We start from the raw sequence: 24,155 nt of genomic DNA, 5'->3' as shown, positions 1-24,155 counted from the left end.
AGCGCATGAACCCCGAAGACCTGCAGCGCCTGGTGACGCTTCAAATGCCTTTTGGCAAGCACAAGGGCACGCTGATCGCCGATTTGCCCGGAAATTACCTGACCTGGTTTGCGCGCGAGGGTTTTCCCTCGGGAGAAATCGGCCGGCTGCTCGCTTTGATGCATGAAATAGACCACAACGGCCTGTCCGACCTGCTCAAACCGTTGCGAAACCGCCCGCCGGGCCGGAATGTTTCTCGATAACACAAAAATTCCCCCCTTTTTTTTGGAATCGGGCCGGATAATCCGGCTCACGTGTCTGCGAGCCTCGGCTCCCGTGCACGTAATTTGGTGATCGGTCAGTTTCGCGCCACAGCGCATTAGTTTGTTGTGATTCTGGGACTCCATCGCTTTGTGTTTTTTTGGTTTGAATTAGGAGTCCCTCCATGGGCAAGAAACTTTACGTGGGCAACCTCGCCTACTCCGTGCGTGACAACGACCTGGAACAGTCTTTCGGCGAATTCGGCACGATCGTCAGCGCCAAGGTCATGATGGAACGTGACACCGGCCGTTCGAAGGGCTTCGGCTTTGTCGAAATGGGCACCGACGCTGAAGCACTCGCTGCAGTCGAAGGCATGAACGGCGCATCGCTGCAGGGCCGCGCCCTGACGGTGAACGAAGCCCGTCCGATGGAAGCACGTCCCCCCCGCACCGGCGGTGGTGGCGGCTACGGCGGTGGTGGCGGCGGCGGCTACGGTGGTGGCGGCGGCGGCGGTTACGGCGGCGGCGGCGGTGGTGGCCGCAGCGGTGGCGGCGGTGGTGGTTACGGCGGCGGCGGCGGTGGCCGCGGCGGCTACTAAGCCCTCCCCCACACACTCATGAGCGCCTCGGCGCTCTGAATGAATAAAAAGCTCCTTCGGGAGCTTTTTTCGTTTCTGGCGCCCATCGCCCCACTCCCATGAATCCCTTCGTGGAACACCTCGGAACCGGCTTTGCCGGGCCGTTGGTGTTGCCCCCCGGCGGGAGGTTGGCGTAACGACACGAAGTGTCGCGAAGCCTGAAGGAGAGCCAGTGCTAAGTCAGTACTTACCCTTGTAAGCATTTGTCCGTACCGTGGCGGTCAGCCAATGGTCAGCCGCTGGCGACGACCCTCGTCCCTTCGAAAACAGAGGGTCGAGAGAATGAAAATCAAGAGACAGGCGGACTTCTTCTCAGGAGTCATGTTCGCCGCCGTCGGTGGCGCGTTCGCCATCGGCGCCACCACCTACACCATCGGCGACGGCGCCCGCATGGGGCCGGGGTACTTCCCGCTGATGCTGGGCATCCTGCTGGCGCTGCTGGGCGGGCTGATCATGTTCCAGGCCATGGTGGTCGAGAGCGCCGACGGCGACAAGATCGGCAAATGGGCCTGGAAGCCGCTGGCCTTCGTGCTTGGCGCCAACCTGGCCTTCGGCGTGCTGCTGGGCGGCCTGCCCAGCGTCGGGCTGCCGGCAATGGGCATGATCATCGCGATCTACGCGCTGACGATCATCTCGAGCATGGCCGGCGAACACTTCAAGCTGCGCGACGTGCTGGTGCTCTCCACCATCCTGGCGGCCGGCAGCTATGTGGCCTTCATCTGGGCGCTCAAGCTCCAGATCCAGGTCTGGCCCACTTTCATCTCGGGCTGAGGAGCACGCACCATGGACCTGATCCACAACCTTTCCATTGGTTTCGGCGTTGCCTTCACCTTCACCAACCTGCTGTATTGCCTGCTGGGCTGCATCCTGGGCACGCTGATCGGCGTGCTGCCGGGCATCGGCCCCGTCGCGACGATCGCGATGCTGCTGCCCGCCACCTACGCGCTGCCGCCCGTGTCGGCGCTGATCATGCTGGCCGGCATCTACTACGGCGCCCAGTACGGCGGCTCGACCACGGCCATCCTGGTGAACCTGCCCGGGGAGTCGTCCTCGGTGGTCACCTGTATCGACGGCTACCAGATGGCAAGGCAGGGCCGCGCAGGCCCTGCGCTCGCTGCGGCGGGCCTGGGCTCGTTCTTCGCGGGCTGCGTGGGCACGCTGATCCTGGCCGCCTTCGCGCCGCCGCTGACCGAGCTGGCCTTCAAGTTCGGCCCGGCCGAGTATTTCTCGCTGATGGTGCTGGGCCTGATCGGCGCCGTGGTGCTGGCCTCGGGCTCGCTGCTCAAGGCGGTGGCGATGATCGTGCTGGGCCTGCTGTTGGGCATCGTCGGCACCGACGTGAATTCGGGTGTCGCGCGCTTCAGCTTCGACATTCCCGAGCTCACCGACGGCATCGGTTTCGTGGTGATCGCCATGGGCGTGTTCGGCTACGGCGAAATCATCGGCAACCTCTCGCAGCCCGATGACGAGCGCGAGGTGTTCACGCACAAGGTCAAGGGCCTGTGGCCCACCAAGGACGACTTCAAGCGCATGACGCCCGCCGTGCTGCGCGGCACGGCGCTGGGCTCGGCCCTGGGCATCCTGCCGGGCGGTGGCGCGCTGCTGGCGGCCTTTGCGGCCTACGCGCTGGAGAAGAAGATCAAGATGCGTCCGGGCGAAGTGCCCTTCGGCAAGGGCAACATCCGCGGCGTGGCATCGCCCGAGTCGGCCAACAACGCCGGCGCGCAGACCTCCTTCATTCCGCTGCTGACGCTGGGCATTCCGCCCAACGCGGTGATGGCGCTGATGGTGGGCGCGATGACGATCCACAACATCCAGCCGGGCCCGCAGGTGATGACCAGCAACCCCGAGCTGTTCTGGGGCCTGATCGCCTCGATGTGGATCGGCAACGCGATGCTGATCATCCTGAACCTGCCGCTGATCGGCATGTGGATCAAGCTGCTGACGGTGCCCTACAAGTTCCTGTTCCCGGCCATCGTGCTGTTCTGCGCGATCGGCGTGTACTCGACCAACAACAACACCTTCGACGTGTGGATGGTGGCGATCTTCGGCTTCATCGGTTACCTGTTCCTGAAGCTGCGCACCGAGCCGGCCCCGCTGCTGCTGGGCTTCATCCTCGGGCCGATGATGGAAGAGAACCTGCGGCGCGCGCTGCTGCTGTCGCGCGGCGCGTGGAGCGTGTTCGTCACGCGGCCGCTGTCGGCGGGCCTGCTGATCGCCGCGGCGCTGCTGCTGGCCATCGTGCTGCTGCCGGCGATCAAGGCGAAGCGCGAAGAGGCGTTTGTCGAGGACTGACGGTTCCTTTCGCTCGCCTGCAAGAAAGCCCCCGTGTGGGGCTTTTTTTGTTTTTTCGGATAAGTGCGTTCGGGGCGCGTGCACAGGACACCGGGTACTCCCCTCCGCGAATGTCCTCCGGCCTGCGGCCTCCCCCTTAATTTCGCTGCGGGGAGCACCCAGTGCCCTGCGCACCTGGGCACGCTGCTGGTTCGCGGCCGATCAACAACCTCGGCTGATGACGATCGCGCCGGCGGGGTGCCTTGCGCAGCGAAATTAAGGGGGAGGCCGCAGGCCGGAGGACATTCGCGGAGCAAGGTGCCCCGTCGGCGTGATCGCGCCCTGAACGACGGTCCCCGCAAAGATCACTTGAAGAACGCGTCGTAGGCCGTCTTCAGGATCAGCGCACTCACCACCACGATGAACACGATCCGCACGAAGCCCGCCCCGTGCTTCAGCGCCACGCGCGTGCCGACCAGGCTGCCGGCCACGTTGGCGACCGCCATCACCAGCCCGTAGTGCCACCAGACGTGGCCCTTGGCGGCCAGCAGGATCAGCGCGGCGGCGTTGGTCAGGGTGTTGATGACCTTGGCCGAGGCCGAGGCGTTGAGGAAGTCGTAGCCCATCCAGCGCACGAACAAAAACACCAGGAAGCTACCCGTGCCCGGCCCGAAGAAGCCGTCGTAGAAACCGATGGTCAGGCCGATGGTGCTGGCCGCCAGGGTCTCGGCGCGGCCGCTGAAGCGCGGCGCGTGCAGCCGGCCCATGTCCTTGCGCGCCAGCGTGTAGATCAGCACGCCGAGCAGGATGACCGGCAGCGCCCGGCGCAGGAAGTCGCCCGGGAAGACCGTGACGGTCCAGGCGCCGACCATCGAGCCGCCGAAGCCCAGCAGCGCAGCCGGCCACATGGCGCTCCAGCGCATCTGCACCCGCTGGCTGAACTGGGCCGCCGAGGCCGCAGTGCCCCAGATCGACGCGCTCTTGTTGGTGCCCAGCAGCGTGGCGGGCGGCGCGCCCGGAAACACCGCAAAGAGGGCCGGCACCAGGATCAACCCGCCGCCGCCCACGATCGCATCGATAAAACCCGCGAGCAGTGAGGCGCCCGTGACCACCAGCATTTCCATGCGGGCGATTGTCTCACCGGATTCGCTATCGAAACGATAGCTGTCATGGCCGACCCCGGTTGGCCAGGAGGCTTGTTTGGCTTGGAGGAAAGCGCCCGAGATCGCGCTGCGAGCGGGCAAAAAAAAAGCGCCGACCAGCGGCGCTTTTCAAATATCAGACAGGCATCTCGTACGGAGCCTTTGAAGAATGTTCTTGTTGATCGATCGGAAGCTTGTCTCCTCGGACCCTCGGCAGTACGAGCAGGGCCCGTCGCGAGTGCGCAGATTGTGCAAGCGCGCACCGGCCCAGTGCATTAGGAATTACCCGCTTCGTGTTACTTCGACCCCTCGGTTGGGAAACGAAAGTGTTTCAGCCGTTAACAAGATGGCATGACTCGTGCACACAGGCCTCCTGTCCACCACTCCAAGAAGAAACGGTCATGGCCCTGCTGGCACCCCAAGCCTCCCTGAACGCGGCCGACACCGCCTGGATGATGACGTCGACCGCGCTGGTGCTGCTGATGACGCTGCCCGGCATCGCGCTCTTCTACGCCGGCATGGTCCGGCGCAAGAACGTGCTGGCCACCATGGCCGGGGTGGTGGCGATCGCCGCGGTGGTCTCGCTGACCTGGTTCGCGCTCGGCTACTCGCTGGCCTTCACGCCCGGCTGGCCCTGGCTGGGCAAGCTCTCGCGCATCGGTTTTTCGGGCTTCGAGTACCTGAAAGACGCCGGCCAGGTGGCCGTGAGCCATGTGGCGCCGAACGTGCCGGAGTCGGTCTACGCGATGTTCCAGCTCACCTTCGCGATCATCACCACCGCGCTGGTGCTCGGCGCTTTTGTCGAGCGCATGCGCTTCTCGGCGCTGCTGTGGTTCGCGCTGCTGTGGAGCGTGCTCGTCTACGCCCCCGTGGCGCACTGGGTGTGGGAGCCGGGCGGCTGGCTCGCGCAGATGGGCGCGCTCGACTTCGCGGGCGGCTCGGTGGTGCACGTCAACGCGGGCATCGCGGGGCTGGTGTGCGCCTATGCGCTCGGGCCGCGCCGGGGCTACGGGCGCGAGGCCTTCGAGCCCTACAGCCTGGCGCTCACCATGACCGGCGCGGGCCTGCTGTGGGTGGGCTGGTTCGGCTTCAATGCGGGCTCGGCGGTGGCGGCCGACGGGCGCGCCGGCCTGGCCATGCTGGTGACGCACATCGCGGCGGCGGCCGGCGCCATGAGCTGGATGATCGGCGAATGGATCGTGCGCCGCAGCCCCTCGCTCTTGGGCCTGTGCTCCGGCCTCGTGGCCGGGCTGGTGGCGATCACGCCGGCGGCCGGCTTCGTCACGCCGCTGGCGGCACTGGCCATCGGCGCCATCGCCGGGCTGACCTGCTACTGGGGCGCCACGGGCCTGAAGCACCTGCTCGGTGCGGACGACTCGCTCGACGTGTTCGGCGTGCACGGCATCGGCGGCATCGTGGGCGCACTGCTCACGGGCGTGTTCGCCGACCCGCGCATCTCGGGCGCGACGGGCAACGTGCTGACGCAGGCGATCGCGGTCGGCAGCGTGGCGATCTACAGCGCGACGGGCACGGCCATCGTCTTGTTCCTCGTGCATGTGCTGGTCGGATTGCGCGTCGACCCCGAGAGCGAACTCGTGGGCCTCGATCTTGCTCAACACAAGGAACACCTGGGAGCTTGACCCAAAAGACGGAGACCCCGCCATGCCATCCATGTCCGAAAGCGAACGCATCGCCCTCGCCGCCCGCCTGCACGTGGCGCTGCGGCGCAAGCACGGACGCGTGACCGACACCGAATGGATGGCCACCAACGCCGAGTACGCCGCCGAGATCGTGCGCATGACGCGCATCCACGCCGCCGAAACGAAAGACGACGAACTCGACCAGCTCGCCACGCGGCTGGAGCAGGCGATGGAGCCGCTGGCCCGCGCCGCGCGGCTGGCGGCGCGCCAGCCCGACGGCCTGCCGCCCACGCCGCCGCCGCGCTACGTCGGCGGCCTGCGCTGACGACGTTTCAGCCTGCTGCCAACGCCGCCTTGCGGATCGACTGCAACGTGCTCGCGGGCGTGATCGCTTCGGGGTCCAGCAGGCAATGCAGGATCGCCGGCTTGCCGCTGGCGCGCGCACGCGCCAGTGCGGGGCCGAATTCTTCCGTCGTGGTCACGCGTTCGCCGTGGCCGCCGAACACCTCGGCGTAGCCGCGGAAGTCGGGGTTCTTCAACTGCGTGGCGCTGATGCGGCCAGGGTAGTGCTTTTCCTGGTGCATGCGGATCGTGCCGTACATGCCGTTGTCGAGCAGCACCACGAGGATCGGCAGGCCGTACTGCACGGCGGTCGCGAACTCCTGGCCGTGCATCATGAAATCGCCGTCGCCCGCGAACACGACCACCTCGCGCGCGGGCCACAAGCGCTTGGCGCCGACGCCGGCCGGCAGGCCGTAGCCCATCGACCCGCTGGTCGGCGCGAGCTGACTCGCGAACGCACGGAACGGCCAGAAGCGGTGCACCCAGGTGGCGAAGTTGCCCGCGCCGTTGCAGAAGATGGTGTCGGCCGGCAGCACCTCGCGCAGGTGCTGCATGACCTCGCCCATCTGCAGCGGGCCGGGAATGCGGACAGGAGCCGGATCGCTCCAGCGCAGGAAGTCTTCGCGCGCGGTTTTCGTCTCGGCCTGCCACGAAGGCGCTGAGGCCGGGCGCAGCGCAGCCACCGCTTCGGCGAACGCCTGCGGCGTGGCATGGATGCCCTGCGTCGGGCGATAGAGCTTGCCGAGCTCGTCGGCATCGGCGTGCACATGCACCAGCGCCTGCTTCGGCTGCGGGATCGCGAACAGCTCATAGCCCTGCGACGGCACCTCCGACAGGCGCCCGCCGACCAGCAGCACGAGGTCCGCATCGCGGATGCGCGCCAGCATGCGCGGGTTCGCGCCGAGCCCCAGGTCGCCCGCATAGCAAGGGTGCTCAGCGGACATCAGCATCTGGCGGCGGAACGAGCAGTACACGGGCAGCGCATACGCCTCGGCGAACTTCGCGAACTGCTGCGTCGCGGCTTCGGACCAGCGGCTGCCGCCCAAGATGACGACCGGGCGTTGCGCCTGCGACAAGCGCTGCTGCAGTTCGGCGATTTGCGCCGCGCCGGGATGGGTTTCAGTGACCGCATACGGCAGCGCATCGGCGACCACGGCGGCTTCGGTCAGCATGTCTTCGGGCAGCGCGATCACCACCGGGCCGGGCCGGCCCGAGGTCGCGACATGGAAGGCGCGCGAGACGAGCTCGGGTACGCGCGCCGGGTCGTCGATCTGCACGACCCACTTGGCCATCGTGCCGAAGACCGCGCTGTAGTCCAGCTCCTGGAAGGCTTCGCGGCCCATCGCGTCGCGCGCAACCTGGCCGACGAACAGCAGCAGCGGCGTCGAATCCTGGTGCGCGATGTGCACGCCCGCCGCCGCGTTGGTGGCGCCGGGGCCGCGCGTGACGAAGCAGATGCCGGGCTGGCCCGTGAGCTTGCCCTGCGCCTCGGCCATCATGGTTGCGCCGCCTTCTTGCCGGCACACCGTCACGTCGATCGATGCGTCGTGCAAGGCATCGAGCACGGCGAGAAAGCTTTCGCCGGGCACGCAGAAGAGCTGCTGCACGCCGTGGGTGATGAGCTGGTCGACCAGGATCTGGCCGCCGGTGCGGGAGGAAGTCATGGGGTGTCCAATGTGATGAAGGTCTGGGTATTCGATCCTTCCCCTTCCGGGGGAAGGCTCGGATGGGGGCAAGCGGCGGTGGATGCGCCGGCAGCGATGGATACGCCGCGTGCCCCCACCCCTGCCCTCCCCCAGCGGGGGAGGGAGAAATTCACGAGAGCGCCGCGCATGCCGCTGCAATCCGCGCACACGCCTCTTCCAGCTGCGCCATCGACGTCGCATACGAGATGCGGAAATACGGTGCCAGCCCGAACACGCTGCCCGGCACCACCGCCACCTCGAACTCCTGCAGCAGGTAGCGGCAGAAGTCGCTGTCGGTCTGCAGCAGCGCGCCGCCGGCGGTGCGCTTGCCGAGCACGCCGGCGCAACTCGCGAAGGTGTAGAAGGCGCCCTCGGGCACGCGGCAATGCAGGCCTGGCGTGCGATTGAGCGCAGCCACGACGAAGTCGCGGCGCTGTTGAAAAGATGCGCAGCGCTCGGCCACGATGCCTTGCGGCCCGGTGAGCGCCTCGATCGCCGCGGCCTGGCTCACCGACGACGGGCACGAGGTCGACTGGCTCTGCACCACGGCCATCGCCGCGATCAGTGCGCGCGGCCCGGCGCCGTAGCCGACACGCCAGCCGGTCATCGCATAGGCCTTCGACACACCGTTCACCGTGAGCGTGCGGTCGCGCAGTCGCGGCTCGACGGCCGCCGGCGTTGCGAAGGCGAGGCCGTCGTAGAGGATGTGCTCGTAGATGTCGTCCGCCAGCACCCAGACGCCCGGGTGGCCGAGCAGCACGTCGGTGATCGGCTGGAGTTGCGCGGCGCTGTAGGCCGCGCCGCTCGGGTTCGACGGCGAGTTGAGAAACAGCCAGCGCGTGCGCGGCGTGAGGGCCGCCTGCAGCTGCGCCGCGGTCAGGCGAAAGCCGTTCTCCTCGCCGCACGCCACCGACACCGGCACGCCGCCGCAGATCTGCACGATGTCCGCGTAAGACGTCCAGTACGGCGCGGGCAGGATCACTTCGTCGCCTGGGTTCAGGCTCGCCATCAGCGCATTGAAGATCACCTGCTTGGCGCCCGCGCTCACGCTGATCTCGTCGAGCGCGAAGTCCAGCGCGTTGTCGCGCTTGAACTTCAGCTGCACCGCCGCCTTCATCGCCGGGCTGCCGTCGAGCACCGTGTAGCGCGTGTCGCCGCGCGCAATGGCCTGCGAAGCCGCATGCCGGATGTTCTCGGGCGTGTCGAAGTCGGGCTCGCCGGCACCGAGCACGATCACCGGGCGGCCGGCACGCTTGAGCGCCTGCGCGTGGTCGGTGATGCGCAGGATCTCCGAGACGTTGATGGCGCGCACGCGTTGCGCCGGCGAGAACACGGCGGCGCCGGTCACTTCGCGTAGGCTTCCAGTGGCTTGTCGTTGGGTTCGAGCAGCAGCTGCTTCAGGGCCGGGCTCATCGGCAGATTGAGGCTGGTGTTCTTCGGCGGAATCGCGGCCACGAACCACTTGGTGTAGATCTTCTCGAGCTCGCCGCTCTTCATGAGCTTGCGCAGCGAGTCGTCCACCGCGGCCTTGAAGCTCGGGTCGTCCTTGCGGAACAGCAGCGCGATCGGCTCCGAGCCCAGCGCATCGCCCACGATGCGGTAGGCCGTCGGGTTCTTCGAGTTCGCGATGATGCCGGCGAGCAGGTTGTCGTCGAGCACGAAGGCATCGGCGCGGCCCGACTCCATCAGCAAAAAGCTCTCCAGGTGGTCCTTGCCGAGCATCGTGTTGTACGAGACGTTCTGCGCGCGCTCACGCTTGCGCAGCAGTTGCACGGCGGTGGTGCCGGTCGAGGCCGACACGTTGCGGCCCGCGAGCTGGTCGAGCGTGGTGATGCCCGAGTCGACCTTGGTGGCCATGCGCACTTCGCTCACGTACGTGGTGAGCGCGAAGGCCACCTGCTGCTGGCGCGCGGTGTTGTTGGTGGTGGGGCCGCAGCCGATATCGAGCGTGCCGTTCTGCACCAGCGGGATGGTGTTCTGCGCGGTCACGGCCATGTACTCGAGCTTCGCGGAAGGCACGATGTCCTTCAGCACACGCTCGCAAAGTTCGACGTGGTAGCCCACGTACTTCTCGCCCGCGCCCAGCATGTAGGCCATCGGCGGCGAGGCTTCGCGCACGCCGAGCACGACCTTGCCGCTGGTCTTGATCTTGTCGAGCGTGCCGCCGGTGGGGGTCTGCTGCGCGGTGGCTGTGGTGCCGAAGGCGAGCGCGAGCAGCGCGGCGGTGGCGAGGGTCTTCTTCAGTTGCATCTTCATCTTCGTTGTCTCCTGGTGGTTTTCTTTGGGGGGATGCGCGCGACCGCTGCCCTGCCGCTGCAGCGAAGTGCTGCGCGGCGAGGACAACAGGCCGGGGTGGGTCAGTCGCCGATGTCGAAGGTCACGCCCTGAGCCAAGGGCAATGCCGTCGAGTAGTTGATGGTGTTGGTGGCGCGGCGCATGTACGCCTTCCAGCTGTCGGAGCCGGCTTCGCGGCCACCGCCCGTTTCCTTCTCGCCACCGAAGGCGCCGCCGATCTCGGCGCCGCTCGGGCCGATGTTGACGTTGGCAATGCCGCAGTCCGACCCGGCGCTGGACATGAAGCGCTCGGCTTCGCGCACGTTGAGCGTGAAGATCGACGACGACAGCCCCGCGCCCACCGCGTTGTGCCACTCAATGGCTTCATCGAGCGTGCGGTAGCGCACCACGTAGAGGATGGGCGCGAAGGTTTCGCGCAGCACCGGGCCGTCGTGCGATTTCAATTCGACCAGCGCGGGGCGCACGTAGTAGGCGTCGGGCGTGCCGATGCCGTCCACGCGCTGGCCGCCGTGCACCGTCGCGCCGATCTCGCGGCTTTCGTTCAGGGCCTTCTGCATGCCGTCGAAGGCGGCGCGGTCGATCAGCGGACCGACCAGCGTGCCGGCCTCGCGCGGATCGCCCACCTGCACATTGCCGTAGACCTTCACGAGCTTGGGCACCAGCTGGTCGTACACGCTGTCGTGCACGAACAGGCGCCGCAGCGTGGTGCAGCGCTGGCCGGCCGTGCCCATGGCCGAGAACGCGATGCCGCGCAGCGTGAGGTCGAGGTCGGCCGAGGGCGTGACGATGGCGGCGTTGTTGCCACCCAGTTCGAGGATCGCGCGGGCGAAGCGCGCCGCGAGCTTCGGCCCGACCTGCCGGCCCATTGCCGTGGAGCCCGTGGCCGAGAGGATCGGCACGCGGGGGTCGTCCACCAGCACCTCGCCGATGTCGCGCGGGCCCAGCAGCAAACCGAGCAGCCCTTCGGGCGCGTCGCCGAAGCGGGCGATGGCGCGCTGCGCGATGGCATGCACGGCCAGCGCGGTGAGCGGTGTCTTCTCGGACGGCTTCCACACCACCGAGTCGCCGCACACCAGCGCAAGCGCCGCGTTCCACGACCACACGGCCACGGGAAAGTTGAAGGCCGAGATCACGCCGCACACGCCCAGCGGGTGCCAGGTTTCCATCATCCGGTGCTCGGCGCGCTCGGTCGCCAGCGTGAGGCCGTAGAGCTGGCGCGAGAGGCCGACCGCGAAGTCGCAGATGTCGATCATTTCCTGCACCTCGCCCGCGCCTTCGGACGGAACCTTGCCGGCCTCCAGCGTGACGAGGCGACCCAGGTCGTGCTTGGCGGCGCGCAGCTCTTCGCCCAGCAGGCGCACCAGCTCGCCGCGACGCGGCGCCGGCACATTGCGCCAGGCCTTGAAGGCCTCGTGCGCGCGACCGATGGCGCCGGTGGCTTCCACGGCCGTGGTCTGCGGCACCTGCGCGATCACTTCGCCGGACACCGGCGAGCGCACCGCGAGGTCGCCGCCGGTGTGGGCGGTGCGGGGCACGCCCAGGCGCTGCAGCAGTTGTTCGACTTCGGCGGCGACGGGAAGCGGGGTGTGAGGTGCAGACATCCGCGCAATATCAGCGAAAGCCGCCCCCTTGCATAGCGAAAATATGGAAGGACCTGATGCGTTTCAGGAATGACCTTCACCGGCGGCGTGCGCCCTTTCGGCGCTGCCGCGCCCCCTCTTCCCCAGCATCACCGGCAGGCACACCAGATAGAGCACGGCGCCGGCCAGCCACACGATGCCCGGAAAGCGCGCGCGGAACGCGAAGTAGACCGAGCTGATCACCAGCGGCCCGACCACCGAGGCCAGGCTGGAGAGGCTCGCGAGCACGCCCTGCAGCCGCCCCTGCTCGGCCTCGCCCACGCGCCGCGAGAGCATCGCCTGCAGCGCCGGCTGGCCGATGCCGCCCATGCACAGCAGCGGCAACAGCGCGAGCGCCATCCAGCCTTGCGTGGCGAAGGCGATCAGCGCGTAGGCCGTGCAGTCGGCGAGCGTGCCGATGGCGATCGCCGCGCGCTCGCCCCAGCGCTCGACCACCGGGCCCGCCACGAAGCCCTGTACCACCGCATGCAGCAGGCCGAAGCACGCGAGCGACAGGCCGACCGTGGTGGCGTTCCAGGCGAAGCGGTCCTCGCCGTAGAGCACCCAGGTCGTGCCAGCAACCTCACCCACCATCACGAGCACCCCGAACACGCCCAGGATCGGCAGCAGCGCGGGAACGCCCGCGGCCCAGCGCAGCGGCGCCAGCGGATGCAGCACGCCGCGGTCGAAGGGCTTGGCGGCGAGTGCTTTCGGACGCGACTCGCGCAGCACCAGCAGGCCGACGAGGAAGGTGATGCCGTTGAGCACCGCGGCGGCCACGAACGGCAGCCGCACGCCGTGGTCGCCGAGCACGCCGCCGATCGCCGGCCCGGCGATGAAGCCCAGACCGAAGCAGGCCCCCATGCGGCCGAACCAGCGTGCGCGCTGGTGCTCGGGCGTGAGGTCGGCGATGGCCGCCGACGCCACGGCCATGTTGGCGCCGGTCATGCCCGCGATCGCGCGGCCCACGAACAGCAGCCACAGCGAGGGCGCGAAGGCCATGAAGAGCGCATCGATCGCCGCGCCCGCCACCGACACCAGCAGCACCGGGCGGCGCCCGAAGCGGTCACTCAGGGCACCCAGCACGGGCGCGCACAGGAACTGCATCAGCGCGTAGAGCGACAGGAAAGCGCCGAAGCGCCAGCCGAGGTCGCCGGTGTGGCCGACCTCGCGCAGCAGGCCCGGCACGATCGGCATGACAAGGCTGATGCCGATGGCGTCGAGCGTGACGATCGCGAGGATCACCGCCTGCGCATGGCGTCCGCCCGCGACGGCGGACGGAGAAGAAAGATCAGAATTTATCATTGATAAGGAATTATCAGCGATAAATTCCAGGCTGGGAAGCACCCCGCATTCGCCCATACCTTCGCCCGCAGATGGGCACGCACATCGACATGAAACTGGACAGTGAAGTGATCCTCGGAGCCGCGCTCGCGCTGCTCGACGAGGTCGGCATGGACAAGCTCAGCACGCGGCTGCTGGCCGAGCGGCTCGGCGTGCAGCAGCCCGCGCTGTACTGGCATTTCAAGAACAAGCGCGCGCTGCTCGACGCGATGAACCGCGAGATCCTGCGCCGCGCGCACGACCGCCGGCTGCCGCTGGCGGGCGAGTCGTGGGAGACGTTCTTGCGCGAGAACGCGCGCAGCTTCCGGCGCGCACTGCTGGCGCGGCGCGACGGCGCACGCCTGCATGCCGGCTCCGAGCCCGATCCGGGCGACCTCGAGATGGTGGAGGCCCAACTGGCCGCCGTGGTCAGCCGGGGTTTGCCGGCGACGCAGGCGATGGCGCTGTTGATTGCGATGGGCCGCTACACCGTAGGCTGCGTGCTCGAGGAGCAGGCGGCGCCGCCCGATGCGCAAGTGCGGCAGCAGGCGCTCGATGCCGCTGCGGCCTCACGCCCGCTGCTGGCCGAGGCCTTCGCGAGTTACCGCAAGGCCGGTCCCGATGCGATGTTCGAGGTCGGCGTGGACCTCATGCTCGAAGGTGCGAAGGCGCGCCTGGAGGCTGACACCAAGAGCGGCGCCAAGCCGCGCCGCTGACGCCGGCTCAGCGGTTGCGGTTGTCTTCCAGAATCCAGCCCGCCGCCTTCTCCGCCATCATCAGCGTCGGGCTGTTGGTGTTGCCGCTCGTGATGGTGGGCATTGCGCCCGCATCGACCACACGCAGGCCGTGCACGCCGCGCACGCGCAGGCGCGCATCGAGCACCGCCATCGGGTCGCCGTCGGCGCCCATCTTGGTGGTGCCGACCGGATGGAAGATGGTGGTGGCGATGTCGCCGGCCAGCCGCGCGAGGTCTTCGTCGGTCTGGTACTGCACGCCGGGCTTCCACTCTTGTGGCTTGTACTTCGCGAGCGCGGGCTGCTGCGCGATGCGGCGCGTCACGCGCAGCGAATCGGCCGCCACCTTGCGGTCTTCCTCGGTGCTCAGGTAGTTGGGCGCGATGGCGGGGGCGTCTTCGAAACGCGCGCTCTTGATGCGCACCGAGCCCCGACTCGTCGGGTTCAGGTTGCACACGCTCGCGGTGAAGGCCGGAAAGCTGTGCAGCGGTTCGCCGAAGGCGTCGAGCGACAGCGGCTGCACGTGGTACTGGATGTTGGGCCACTCGCGATCGGGCGAGCTGCGCGTGAACGCGCCGAGCTGCGACGGCGCCATGCTCATCGGGCCGCTGCGTTTCATCAAATACTCGAGGCCGATCTTCGCCTTGCCGACCATCGACGACGCCAGCACATTGAGCGTGGGCGCGCCCTCGATCTTGTAGACCGCGCGGATCTGCAGATGGTCTTGCAGGTTGGCGCCGACGCCGGGCGCATCGACCGCCACGTCGATGCCGTGCTGGCGCAGCAGCTCGGCCGGGCCGACGCCCGACAGCTGCAGGATCTGCGGCGAGCCGATGGCGCCCGCGCTCAGGATCACTTCGCACTCGGCGTGCGCCGTGGTCATCTCGGAGCCGTCCCACACCTGCGCGCCGGTGCAGCGTTTCGTGCCGTCGGGCAGCGTCTCGAACAGCAGGCGCGACACCTGCGCGCCGGTCCACAGCTCGAAGTTGGGGCGGCCGTAGCAGGTGGGCCGCAGGAAGGCCTTGGCGGTGTTCCAGCGCCAGCCGTTCTTCTGGTTGACCTGGAAGTAGCCCACGCCTTCGTTGCTGCCGCGGTTGAAGTCGGTGGTGTGCGGCACGCCGGCCTGCACGGCCGCATCGGCGAACGCATCGAGGATGTCCCAGCGCAGCCGCTGCTTCTCGACGCGCCACTCGCCGCCCGCGCCGTGCATCTCGTCGGCGCCGAGGTAGAAGTCTTCGTGCTTGCGAAACGCCGGCAGCACGTTCTCCCAGCGCCAGCCTTCGTCGCCCGTGAGAGACGCCCACTGGTCGTAGTCGCGCGACTGGCCGCGCATGTAGATCATGCCGTTGATGCTGGAGCAGCCACCCAGCGTCTTGCCGCGCGGATAGCGCAGCGTGCGGCCGTTGAGGCCCGCGTCGGGCTCGGTGTTGTAGAGCCAGTCGGTGCGCGGGTTGCCGATGCAGTACAGGTAGCCCACCGGAATGTGAATCCAGTGGTAATCGTCCTTGCGGCCGGCCTCGATGAGCAGCACGCGCTTGGTTTTGTCGGCGCTCAGGCGGTTGGCGATGAGCGAGCCGGCGGTGCCGGCGCCGATGATGATGTAGTCGAAGGTGGTGTCGCTCATGGTTCCCGGGTTCCTCCGTAGCCTGCTTCGCGTTGATGGCGAATCGCAAGGATGTCGATGCGTTGTTCTGTGGGGCGCTCGCGGTACAGCGCGATGTAGCCCGAGCGTCCGCGCGAAATCACCAGCTCGCGCAGCCCCCCGGCGCTGCGTCGCCCGATGGCGGGATGACGCTCAAGGATCAGCACCGCCTCGAAGATGATCTCAGCCGTTTCCTGTGCCAGCGAGACATCAGTCTCGGCCAGGAAATCGGTCAATCGATCGAGGTCGGCCTCGGCCTGCGCCGAAAAGACGACGGCGACGCTCACTTGCGCCGCGCCGTGGGGGTGCGCGCGGCCGGCTTCGCACCCTCGCGCTGCATTGCGCGAGGCCGCTCCACCTGGGTGCCTGTTCCCCGTGCGCGCAGCTTTTCAGTGATGTAGCGACGCACTTCCGCAGCCTCGTAGACCGGACCGCCCGCGTCGATGTCGGCGGCGGCAGCCTCGGCCGAGGCCTCGAACGCCGCACGCGCTTCGCGGCGCTCCACTTCGCTTTCGAGCGTGCTCACCATGAAGGCATGGGCCGACACGTGACTCTCGGACGCGAAATGCTGGATGCGCTCCTTCAAGGCATCCGGCAATTTGAGGGATGTGGTGGACATGTCCGTCTCCAGGAAGATGCAGGTGTTACCATGGTAACACCCGGTGGGGATGCGCCTGCTTATTTCGCCGTCGGCATCACGAACTCGGCGCCCTTGCCGATGCTCTCAGGCCAGCGCTGCATGATCGACTTCTGCTTCGTATAGAAGCGCACGCCCTCTTCGCCGTACGCGTGCATGTCGCCGAACAGGCTCTTCTTCCAGCCGCCGAAGCCGTGCCACGCCATCGGCACCGGAATCGGCACGTTGATGCCGACCATGCCGACCTGGATGCGGCGGCCGAACTCGCGGGCCACGTTGCCGTCGCGCGTGAAGCAGCTCACGCCGTTGCCGAACTCGTGCGCGTTGATGAGGTCCACCGCCTCCTTGAAGGTCGCGACGCGCAGGCAGCCCAGCACGGGGCCGAAGATTTCTTCCTTGTAGATGCGCATCTCGGGCGTGACGTGGTCGAACAGCGTGCCGCCCATCCAGAAGCCGTCACCGCAGCCTTCGCCGGCCTTGTTGCCGTCGAAGCTGCGGCCGTCGACCAGCAGCGTCGCGCCTTCCTTCTCGCCCAGGTCGATGTAGCCGGTGATGCGCTCGTGCGCGGCGCGCGTGACGATCGGGCCCATCTCGGCCGCGAGGTTGGTGCCGTTGAGCACCTTGAGCGTCTTCGTGCGCTCGATGAGCTTGGGCAGCAGCCGGTCGGCCACGTCGCCCACCAGCACCGCAACGCTGATCGCCATGCAGCGCTCGCCGGCCGAGCCGTAGCCGGCGCCGATGAGGGCGTCGACGGCCTGGTCGATGTCGGCGTCGGGCATGACGACCATGTGGTTCTTCGCGCCGCCCAGGGCCTGCACGCGCTTGCCGTGATGGGCGCCGGTTTCGTAGATGTAGTTGGCAATGGGCGTGGAGCCCACGAAGCTGATCGCCTTGACGTCGGGGTGCTCCAGCAGCGCATCGACCGCGACCTTGTCGCCCTGCACCACGTTGAACACGCCGTCGGGCAGGCCGGCCTGCTTGAGCAGCTCGGCCATGAAGAGCGACGCGCTCGGGTCGGTCGGGCTGGGCTTGAGCACGAAGGTGTTGCCCGCGGCAATGGCCACCGGGAACATCCACATCGGCACCATCACCGGGAAGTTGAAGGGCGTGATGCCCGCGACCACGCCGAGTGGCTGGCGCAGCGTCCAGTTGTCGATGCCGGTGCTCACCTGGTCGGTGAAGTCGCCCTTGAGCAGCTGCGGGATGCCGCAGGCGAACTCGACGATGTCGATGCCGCGGCTCACTTCGCCTTGCGCGTCGGTGAAGACCTTGCCGTGCTCGGCGGTGATGAGGTGGGCGAGTTCGTCCTTGTGCTGGTTGAGCAGCTCCAGAAACTTGAACATCACGCGCGCCCGGCGAATCGGCGGCGTGTCGGCCCAGGCCGGGAACGCGGCTTGGGCGGCGGCCACGGCGGCCCCCACCTGCGCGGCGTCGGCCAGGCCGACCTTGCCGGTGACGGCGCCGGTGGCGGGGTTGGTCACGTCCTGCGTGCGGCCGGAGGTGTTGGCGACGGCGGTGCCGGCGATGTGGTGGTCGATATTTCGGGTGCTGATGGACATGTTCGGGTCTCCTGAAGGCAATTTGGCCCAATCCACGAAGAGAAAGCCAATGAATTCGCGTCGATGGCGCTATAAATCAGTCTTATATGACTGCGTCATCGATGGACCTCCAGATTCTGCGCGCCTTCGTTCTGGCGGCACGCGAAGGCAACGTCTCGCGCGCCGCCGAAAAGCTGCACCTCACGCAGCCCGCGGTGAGCCTGCAGCTCAAGCGTCTGGCCGAAGAGACCGGGCTGGTGCTGTTCACCCGCACGCCGCACGGGCTGGCGCTCACGGCCGACGGCGCGGCCCTGCTGCCGCAGGCCGAGCGCGTGCTGGCAGCCGTGGGCGATCTGCAGCAGGCCGCGCGCAACCTGCAGGTCACGGTGCGCGGGGCGCTGCGCATCGGCACCATCCTCGACCCGGAGTTCACGCGGCTCGGCGTGTTCCTGCGCGAACTGGTCGAGGCCGCGCCGCAGATCGAGACCGAGCTGCGCCACGGCATGAGCGGCAGCGTGCTGGCGCAGGTGCTGCGCGGCGAGCTCGACGTGGGCTTTCACCTCGACCCCGACGATGAACCCGATACGGCCGCGCCGGCACCGCTGGCGGTGCGCACGCTCACGCGTTTCAGCTACCGCGTGGTCGCGCCGGCCGGCTGGGGCCCGCAGGTGCTCGGGCGCGACTGGAAGGCGCTGGCCGCCCTGCCCTGGCTCGCCACGCCGCCCGAGTCGGCGCACCACCGTTTGCTCGAGCGCGTGTTCGGTCCGCTGGGTCTGGCGCCCCGGCGCGTGGCGCTGGTCGACCAGGAGGCCTCGATGCTCGACCTGCTGAAATCGGGCGTGGGCCTGAGCCTGGTGCGCGACTCGATCGCGATCCGCGAAAGCCAGGCCCACGGCCTCGTGCTGGCCGACCGCGTGCGGCTCGATTGCGCGCTGCGTTTCGTCTCGCTGGCCGCGCGCCGCGACGAGCCCGTGATCGCCAGCGCATGGAACGCGCTGGCCCGCGCCTGGACCTGAAGGGTTCCTTAAAAAACGGCGTCTGGCCCTACGCCAACGAAGGGCCAGACGCACATGACGCCCGGATGCACGCGGTTACGATGCGCCCTCTCACCTGCATCCTTTGTTAACAAACCGCCTCACTCGCCCGCCCATGGTTTCCACCCCGTCGTCTGCCGACCTGCCTGCCACCGACGACGCCTCTGCGCCGCCGCGCGCGCGCACGCAGGACGCGGACGGTCGCAGCTGGGCCGTGGCCAGCGGCTGCTGGACCACGCTGGCGATGTCCTCGCGGCCGGCCTGGGACGCATTGGCGAAAGACCTCGCGGCCCTGCCGCCTGCGGACGATCGCGCGTGGGACCTGCGCCCCATCGGCCAGCTCGACCACATCGGCGCGCAGCTGCTGTGGGACCACTGGGGCCACGCCTGGCCGGCCACGCTCGAGCTGGCGCCGCAGCACCAGGCGGTGCTCGACCATGTGGCGAAGTTCACGGTGGCCACCCCCGACGAGCCGCCCAAATCGCTGAGCGACCGGTTGCGCGAACTCGCGCACCACGGCCCGCGCGCGATGGTGGTGACGCGCGACTTCGTCGGCCTCATCGGCCAGCTCGCGCTCGACCTGTGCACGCTGGCGCGCGCGCCGCACCGCGCGCCGTGGCGCGACTTCTCGGGCCACCTCTACCAGTTCGGCGCCACGGCGCTGCACATCACGGCGCTGGTCGGCTTGCTGATCGGCGTGGTGCTGGCGTACCTGATCTCCCAGCAGCTGCGCAACTACGGCGCCGAGGCCTTCGTGGTGAACATCCTCGGGCTGTCGCTGATCCGCGAGCTCGGGCCGGTGCTGGCCGCCGTGCTGATCGCGGGCCGCTCGGGTTCGGCGATCACGGCGCAGATCGGCGTGATGCGCGTCACCGAAGAGCTCGACGCCATGCGCGTCATGGGCATCCCGCACGGCTTCCGTCTCGTGATGCCGCGCGTGCTGGCGCTGGCCATCGCGATGCCGCTGATCAGCCTGTGGACGTCGATGGCGGCGCTGGCCGGCGGCATGCTCGCGGCCGACGCTGCGCTCGGCATTTCGCCGTCGTATTTCCTGTCGGCCCTGCCGCGCGCGGTGCCCATCGCCAACCTCTGGCTGGCGCTGGCCAAGTCGGCGGTGTTCGGCGTGCTGATCGCGCTGATCGGCTGCTACTTCGGCATGAAGGTCAAGCCCAACACCGAGAGCCTGGGGCGCGGCACCACGTCGTCGGTCGTGACCTCGATCACCGCGGTGATCCTGGTCGATGCGCTGTTTGCGGTGCTCTTCAAGGGCATAGGATTCCGCGGATGAACGCTGCCACGACTTCCCCGCCCGGCACCGTCGTCGACATCCGCAAGCTCTGGACCGTGTTCAAGAGCCCGGACGGCGAGCAGGTGGTGCACCGCGACCTCGACCTGCACCTCGAACGCGGCGAGGTGCTGTCGCTGGTCGGCGGCTCGGGCACCGGCAAGACGGTGCTGCTGCGGCAGATTCTCGGACTGCAGAAACCCACGAAGGGCGCGGTCGAGGTGCTGGGCCGGGCGCCGGGTGAACTCAGCGCGGCCGGCGCGGCCAACGTGGGCATGCTGTTCCAGCACGGCGCGCTGTTCTCGGCCTTCAGCGTGCTGGAGAACATCGCCTTTCCGCTGCGCGAACTCAAGCTGCTGCCCGACGAGCTGATTCGCCATGCCGCGCTCGTGAAGCTGCAGATGGTGGGGCTGGAACCGCAGCATGCGGACAAGAGCCCGTCGGACCTGTCGGGCGGCATGATCAAGCGCGTGGCGCTGGCGCGCGCGCTCATCATGGACCCGCCGCTGCTGCTGCTCGACGAGCCCACGGCCGGCCTCGACCCCGAAGCCTCCGACAGTTTCTGCGACCTGCTGCGCGGCCTGCACCGCGAGCTGGGCCTGACGGTCGTGATGGTCACGCACGACCTGGACACCCTGTTCGACCTGAGCACCCGCATCGCGGTGCTGGCCGACCAGAAGGTGATCGTGAGCGGCACGGCGCGCGAAGTCATCGCCTATCCGCATCCGTTCATCCACGAATACTTTCTCGGCGGGCGCGGCCAGCGCGCCCTGGAGGCGCTGCACGACAAGCCCGCCGCCGGCAAAGAAGAACCCTCCGCGCCGCGGCCCGAGGCCGCGCGCGCTGAAGAAGAAAGGTAGGTCCCCATGGAAAACAAGGCCCACGCCCTCGCCGCCGGCGCCTTCGTGCTCGGCCTGATCGCCGCGCTCGTCGCGCTGGTGGTCTGGTTCACGCGCGACAACACCGTGCGCAACGTGTACGAACTCTCCACCCGCGACGCCGTGAGCGGCCTGCAGCCGCAGGCCCAGGTGCGCTACCGCGGCATCTCGGTCGGCAAGGTGACCTCGATCGACTTCGACCCCAAGACCCGTGGCAACGTGCGCGTGCGCATCACGGTCGACGAGCGCGTGCCGCTCACCACCTCCAGCTTTGCCACGCTGAGCTACCAGGGCGTGACCGGCCTGGCCTTCATCGCGCTGGACGACGAAGGCGAATCGACCGTCGCGCTCAAGCCGAACAACGACAGCCCGCCGCGCATTCCACTCAAGCCCTCGATGCTCGCGAAGCTGCAGGACCGCGGCGAGGAAATCATCGACCAGGTGGAAGAAGTGACCAAGCGCGCCAACGCGCTCTTGGCCGACGCCAACCAGAAGCGCGTGGCCGACGCGCTGGAGAACATCGCGGCCGCCTCGGCCAGCGCCAACGCGCTGATCAAGCAGCTCGACAACACCGTGAAGACCGGCCTGAACCCGACGCTGGCCGCCATGCCCGAGACGCTGTCGACGGTGAAGAAGGCGGCCGGCGACGTCTCGCGCGTGGCCAACAACTTCAATTCCACCGTGGGCAAGCTCAACGCGCCCGACGGCCCGGTCGAACGCCTGGGCGAAGGCACCAAGGCGCTGGCGCAGGCGGTCGATTCGTTCAACGCCGCCACCCTGCCGCGCGTGAACCGCGTGGCCGACGACACCGCGCATGCGGTGCGCCGCCTGGGCCGCGCCGCCGACAGCATCAACGACAACCCGCAATCGCTGCTGTTCGGCAACGGCGGCACGACCGCGGGCCCGGGCGAGCCCGGCTTCGTTGCGCCCGCCGCACGCCACTGACCGGGAGCAGAACACCATGCGCATGAAGACAACCACCCACGCCCTCGCCAGCCTCGGCTGTGTGCTGCTGCTCGCCGGCTGCGGCATGCTGCCCGACAAGCCGGCGCGCGCCACGCTGTACGACTTCGGTCCCGGCCTGTCGGCCGCCGCACCTGCTTCCACGCCGACGACCGCACGGCCTGCACTGTCCCTCGCGGAGTTCGAGAGCAACGCGCGCCTGGACGGCACGCAGATCCTGTACCGCATGGGCTACGCCGACGCCAACGAGCTGCGCCCCTACGGCCAGTCGCGCTGGAGCCTGCCGCCCGCGCAGCTGCTGCGCCAGCGGCTGCGCGACACGCTGGCCGAACGCCGCACCGTGCTCGGCCCCGAAGAAAGCGCGACGCTCGCGCGCACCGAGGGCATCGTGCCCGACACGCTGCGCATTTCGCTCGACGAGTTCAGTCACTACTTCGACGCACCGGCCAGCAGCACGGGCCTGGTGCGCCTGCGCGCCACGCTGGTCCGCACCGCCACGGGCGGCGACCGCGTGATGGGCCAGCGGACCTTCACCGTGCGCCGCCCCGCCGCCAGCGCCGACGCGCCGGGCGGCGTGAAGGCGCTCATCGCGGCGAGCGACGCGGCCATGGCCGAAGTCGTGCAATGGGTCGACCAGCTGCAGCAGCAAGACCCGCCGCAGCCGCGTGCGGCGGCACCGCGCCGCTGAACGGCTTTTCATTCCAACCCACCCTGAGGAGACCCGTCCCATGAACGCAACGCGCATCGTCGGCATCCTGCTGGTCGTCGCCGGCATCGCCGGGCTCGGCCTGGGCGGCTTCAGCTTCACCAAGGAAACCCACCAGGCCAAGCTCGGCCCGCTGGAGTTCTCGGTGAAAGAAAAACAGAACGTCAACATCCCGTCCTGGGCTGGCGTGGCAGCGATCGTGGTGGGCGGCGCGCTGGTGCTGCTGGGTGGCAAGAAGGGCTGAGCGCCCGCCAACCACGGCCATGGCCGACGCCTTCGTGCCGCTCGAAGGCGGCTGCACCTGCCGGCAGGTGCGCTACCGCCTGAACGCCCCGCCGCTCTTCGTGCACTGCTGCCACTGCCGCTGGTGCCAGCGCGAGACGGGCTCGTCCTTCGCGCTCAATGCGCTGATCGAACCGGAACACGTGCAGATGCTGCAGGGCACGGTCGATCGGGTGCTCACGCCTTCGGCCAGCGGACGCGGCCAGACGTACGCGCGCTGCCCCACTTGCCACGTCGCGCTGTGGAGCCACTACGCGGGCGCCGGTGACGCCGTGAGCTTCATCCGCGTGGGCACGCTCGACACGCCCGACCGGCTGCCACCGGACCTGCACATCTTCACGATGTCGAAGCAGCCGTGGGTGGTGCTGCCGGCCGGCGCGCCGGCTGTGCACGGGTACTACGACCGTAAAGACTACTGGCCCGCCGAGAGCCTCGCGCGCTGGCGCGTGCTGCGCGAGAAGCTGCGGGCCGGCTAGCGGCTCACTCGCCCGCCATGCCGGCGAGCAACCGCGGCAGCAGGTCTTCCGACGCCCCCCGCAACACCACCGCCGCCGCATCGTCCAGATGCGGCAGCGGCTCAATGTTGAGCGTCACCAGCCGCGCACCGCGCGCCATCGCCAGCTTGGGCAACTCGGCCGCCGGGTAGACGATGGTGGTGCTGCCGACCACCAGGAACAGGTCGGACTCCTGCGCCGCCACCTGGGCGTCGAGCAGCACACCGGCGTTCAGCATCTCGCCGAACATGACGACATCGGGCCGCGCGTGCGAGCCGCAGCGCAGGCAGCGGTGGAAGGGCCACGGGCCGCTGCGGTTGCCGCAGTGGTCGCAGCGCCAGCGGCGCAGCGAGCCGTGCAGCTCCAGCACATCCTGGCCGCCGGCCTTGCCGAGCAGGCCGTCGACGTTCTGCGTGATGAGCCGGGTCGCGGGGCGCAGCCGCTGCAGTTGCGCGAGCGCGAGGTGGCCGGGGTTGGGCGACGCGGTTTCGATCAGCGACAGGCGCTGGGCCCAGAACTTCGTGAAGCCGCCCGGGTCGCGCGCGAGGTCGTCGGCGTGCGAAAACTTGAGCGCGTTCTGGCTCATCCAGAGGCCGTCGGCGTCGCGGTAGGTCGGGATGCCCGAGGCCTTGGACAGCCCCGCGCCCGAGAAGACCACGATGCGCCGCGCACCGCGCAGCAGCGCCACGGTGCGGTCGATCCGCAGCGCGAGGTCGTCGGAGGCGGAGGAAGAAGAAGGCGTGGAAGACAAGGCAGAAGAAAACA

25 protein-coding genes are annotated in these 24,155 nt (G+C 68.6%); 14 read left to right on the top strand and 11 right to left on the bottom strand.

The window, feature by feature from the left end:
- Nucleotides 1-5 precede the first annotated feature (5 nt).
- From CLU95_RS16670 to CLU95_RS16650, 4 genes are all read left to right on the top strand, one after another.
- Nucleotides 6-242 carry a DUF3820 family protein gene (locus CLU95_RS16670; RefSeq protein WP_099794642.1) on the top strand — a complete coding sequence of 79 codons (237 nt, stop codon included), beginning with the start codon at nt 6-8 and terminating at the stop codon, nt 240-242.
- A gap of 182 nt (nt 243-424) precedes the next feature.
- Complete coding sequence (locus CLU95_RS16665) at nt 425-838, top strand: RNA recognition motif domain-containing protein (protein ID WP_099794641.1); 414 nt, start codon at nt 425-427, stop codon at nt 836-838.
- Nucleotides 839-1,159: 321 nt separating this feature from the next.
- Entirely contained in the window at nt 1,160-1,648 is a 489-nt protein-coding gene (locus CLU95_RS16655; RefSeq protein WP_099794639.1) for a tripartite tricarboxylate transporter TctB family protein, read from the top strand.
- A 12-nt stretch (nt 1,649-1,660) separates the two neighbouring features.
- Entirely contained in the window at nt 1,661-3,172 is a 1,512-nt protein-coding gene (locus tag CLU95_RS16650; protein ID WP_099794638.1) for a tripartite tricarboxylate transporter permease, read from the top strand.
- Between the two features lie 344 nt (nt 3,173-3,516).
- Here the strand turns inward: CLU95_RS16650 and CLU95_RS16645 are convergent, their stop codons facing one another.
- Entirely contained in the window at nt 3,517-4,275 is a 759-nt protein-coding gene (locus CLU95_RS16645) for a sulfite exporter TauE/SafE family protein (RefSeq protein ID WP_099794637.1), read from the bottom strand.
- Between the two features lie 419 nt (nt 4,276-4,694).
- Here CLU95_RS16645 and CLU95_RS16640 point away from each other — a divergent pair, with 419 nt between their 5' ends.
- Together CLU95_RS16640 and CLU95_RS16635 are read left to right on the top strand one after the other, a co-directional pair.
- A complete protein-coding gene (locus tag CLU95_RS16640; RefSeq protein WP_099794636.1) occupies nt 4,695-5,933 on the top strand; it encodes an ammonium transporter in 1,239 nt (412 codons plus the stop codon).
- A 22-nt stretch (nt 5,934-5,955) separates the two neighbouring features.
- Nucleotides 5,956-6,258, top strand: coding sequence for a hypothetical protein (locus CLU95_RS16635; protein WP_082549084.1), 303 nt, complete (start codon nt 5,956-5,958; stop codon nt 6,256-6,258).
- Nucleotides 6,259-6,265: 7 nt separating this feature from the next.
- Here the strand turns inward: CLU95_RS16635 and CLU95_RS16630 are convergent, their stop codons facing one another.
- The 5 genes from CLU95_RS16630 to tet all read right to left on the bottom strand — a co-directional run bounded on the left by CLU95_RS16630 (nt 6,266) and on the right by tet (nt 13,179).
- Nucleotides 6,266-7,939, bottom strand: a complete 1,674-nt coding sequence (locus CLU95_RS16630) for a thiamine pyrophosphate-binding protein (RefSeq protein WP_099794635.1) — start codon at nt 7,937-7,939, stop codon at nt 6,266-6,268.
- A 151-nt stretch (nt 7,940-8,090) separates the two neighbouring features.
- Nucleotides 8,091-9,308, bottom strand: a complete 1,218-nt coding sequence (locus CLU95_RS16625) for a pyridoxal phosphate-dependent aminotransferase (protein WP_099794634.1) — start codon at nt 9,306-9,308, stop codon at nt 8,091-8,093.
- On the bottom strand, nt 9,305-10,216 hold the full coding sequence (locus CLU95_RS16620; RefSeq protein WP_099794633.1) for an amino acid ABC transporter substrate-binding protein: 912 nt from the start codon (nt 10,214-10,216) through the stop codon (nt 9,305-9,307). Before CLU95_RS16620 ends, CLU95_RS16625 begins: the two co-directional genes overlap by 4 nt.
- A gap of 101 nt (nt 10,217-10,317) precedes the next feature.
- A complete protein-coding gene (gene amaB / locus CLU95_RS16615) occupies nt 10,318-11,856 on the bottom strand; it encodes an L-piperidine-6-carboxylate dehydrogenase (RefSeq protein WP_099794632.1) in 1,539 nt (512 codons plus the stop codon).
- 63 nt (nt 11,857-11,919) lie between these two features.
- Entirely contained in the window at nt 11,920-13,179 is a 1,260-nt protein-coding gene (tet, locus tag CLU95_RS16610; protein WP_099794631.1) for a Tet(A)/Tet(B)/Tet(C) family tetracycline efflux MFS transporter, read from the bottom strand.
- An 89-nt stretch (nt 13,180-13,268) separates the two neighbouring features.
- Between tet and tetR the strand changes: the two genes are divergently transcribed.
- Nucleotides 13,269-13,913, top strand: a complete 645-nt coding sequence (gene tetR / locus CLU95_RS16605) for a tetracycline resistance transcriptional repressor TetR (RefSeq protein ID WP_099797346.1) — start codon at nt 13,269-13,271, stop codon at nt 13,911-13,913.
- A gap of 7 nt (nt 13,914-13,920) precedes the next feature.
- On the opposite strand, the gene CLU95_RS16600 is transcribed toward tetR, so the two are convergent.
- Genes CLU95_RS16600 through CLU95_RS16585 form a run of 4 tightly spaced genes read right to left on the bottom strand, consistent with a single transcriptional unit; the run spans nt 13,921 to nt 17,769 of the window.
- Nucleotides 13,921-15,555 carry a GMC family oxidoreductase gene (locus CLU95_RS16600; protein ID WP_099794630.1) on the bottom strand — a complete coding sequence of 545 codons (1,635 nt, stop codon included), beginning with the start codon at nt 15,553-15,555 and terminating at the stop codon, nt 13,921-13,923.
- Nucleotides 15,552-15,860, bottom strand: a complete 309-nt coding sequence (locus CLU95_RS16595; protein WP_099794629.1) for a type II toxin-antitoxin system RelE/ParE family toxin — start codon at nt 15,858-15,860, stop codon at nt 15,552-15,554. Before CLU95_RS16595 ends, CLU95_RS16600 begins: the two co-directional genes overlap by 4 nt.
- Complete coding sequence (locus CLU95_RS16590; RefSeq protein WP_143606007.1) at nt 15,857-16,192, bottom strand: hypothetical protein; 336 nt, start codon at nt 16,190-16,192, stop codon at nt 15,857-15,859. Before CLU95_RS16590 ends, CLU95_RS16595 begins: the two co-directional genes overlap by 4 nt.
- A gap of 59 nt (nt 16,193-16,251) precedes the next feature.
- A complete protein-coding gene (locus CLU95_RS16585; RefSeq protein ID WP_099794627.1) occupies nt 16,252-17,769 on the bottom strand; it encodes a CoA-acylating methylmalonate-semialdehyde dehydrogenase in 1,518 nt (505 codons plus the stop codon).
- An 86-nt stretch (nt 17,770-17,855) separates the two neighbouring features.
- Here CLU95_RS16585 and CLU95_RS16580 point away from each other — a divergent pair, with 86 nt between their 5' ends.
- The 7 genes from CLU95_RS16580 to CLU95_RS16550 all read left to right on the top strand — a co-directional run bounded on the left by CLU95_RS16580 (nt 17,856) and on the right by CLU95_RS16550 (nt 23,372).
- Nucleotides 17,856-18,764: a LysR family transcriptional regulator gene (locus CLU95_RS16580; protein ID WP_099794626.1), complete on the top strand. Its 909-nt coding sequence runs from the start codon at nt 17,856-17,858 to the stop codon at nt 18,762-18,764.
- 133 nt (nt 18,765-18,897) lie between these two features.
- Nucleotides 18,898-20,070: an MlaE family ABC transporter permease gene (locus tag CLU95_RS16575; RefSeq protein WP_099794625.1), complete on the top strand. Its 1,173-nt coding sequence runs from the start codon at nt 18,898-18,900 to the stop codon at nt 20,068-20,070.
- Nucleotides 20,067-20,927, top strand: coding sequence for an ABC transporter ATP-binding protein (locus tag CLU95_RS16570; protein ID WP_099794624.1), 861 nt, complete (start codon nt 20,067-20,069; stop codon nt 20,925-20,927). Before CLU95_RS16575 ends, CLU95_RS16570 begins: the two co-directional genes overlap by 4 nt.
- Nucleotides 20,928-20,933: 6 nt before the next feature.
- Nucleotides 20,934-21,890 carry an MlaD family protein gene (locus CLU95_RS16565; protein ID WP_099794623.1) on the top strand — a complete coding sequence of 319 codons (957 nt, stop codon included), beginning with the start codon at nt 20,934-20,936 and terminating at the stop codon, nt 21,888-21,890.
- 16 nt (nt 21,891-21,906) lie between these two features.
- Nucleotides 21,907-22,596, top strand: a complete 690-nt coding sequence (locus CLU95_RS16560; RefSeq protein ID WP_257214642.1) for an ABC-type transport auxiliary lipoprotein family protein — start codon at nt 21,907-21,909, stop codon at nt 22,594-22,596.
- Nucleotides 22,597-22,636: 40 nt separating this feature from the next.
- Complete coding sequence (locus CLU95_RS16555) at nt 22,637-22,858, top strand: hypothetical protein (protein WP_099794622.1); 222 nt, start codon at nt 22,637-22,639, stop codon at nt 22,856-22,858.
- Nucleotides 22,859-22,877: 19 nt separating this feature from the next.
- Nucleotides 22,878-23,372: a GFA family protein gene (locus CLU95_RS16550; protein WP_099794621.1), complete on the top strand. Its 495-nt coding sequence runs from the start codon at nt 22,878-22,880 to the stop codon at nt 23,370-23,372.
- Between the two features lie 4 nt (nt 23,373-23,376).
- Here the strand turns inward: CLU95_RS16550 and CLU95_RS16545 are convergent, their stop codons facing one another.
- The gene (locus CLU95_RS16545; RefSeq protein WP_099797344.1) at nt 23,377-24,141 is read right to left on the bottom strand and encodes an SIR2 family NAD-dependent protein deacylase; all 765 of its coding nucleotides are present in this window, start codon (nt 24,139-24,141) and stop codon (nt 23,377-23,379) included.
- Between the last annotated feature and the right edge of the window lie 14 nt (nt 24,142-24,155).

This window comes from Variovorax sp. 54, assembly GCF_002754375.1.
In the GTDB taxonomy this organism is placed as follows: Bacteria; Pseudomonadota; Gammaproteobacteria; order Burkholderiales; family Burkholderiaceae_C; genus Variovorax.
Note: the sequence above shows the minus strand (reverse complement) of the source record. Positions and strands in the feature narration are given on the sequence as shown.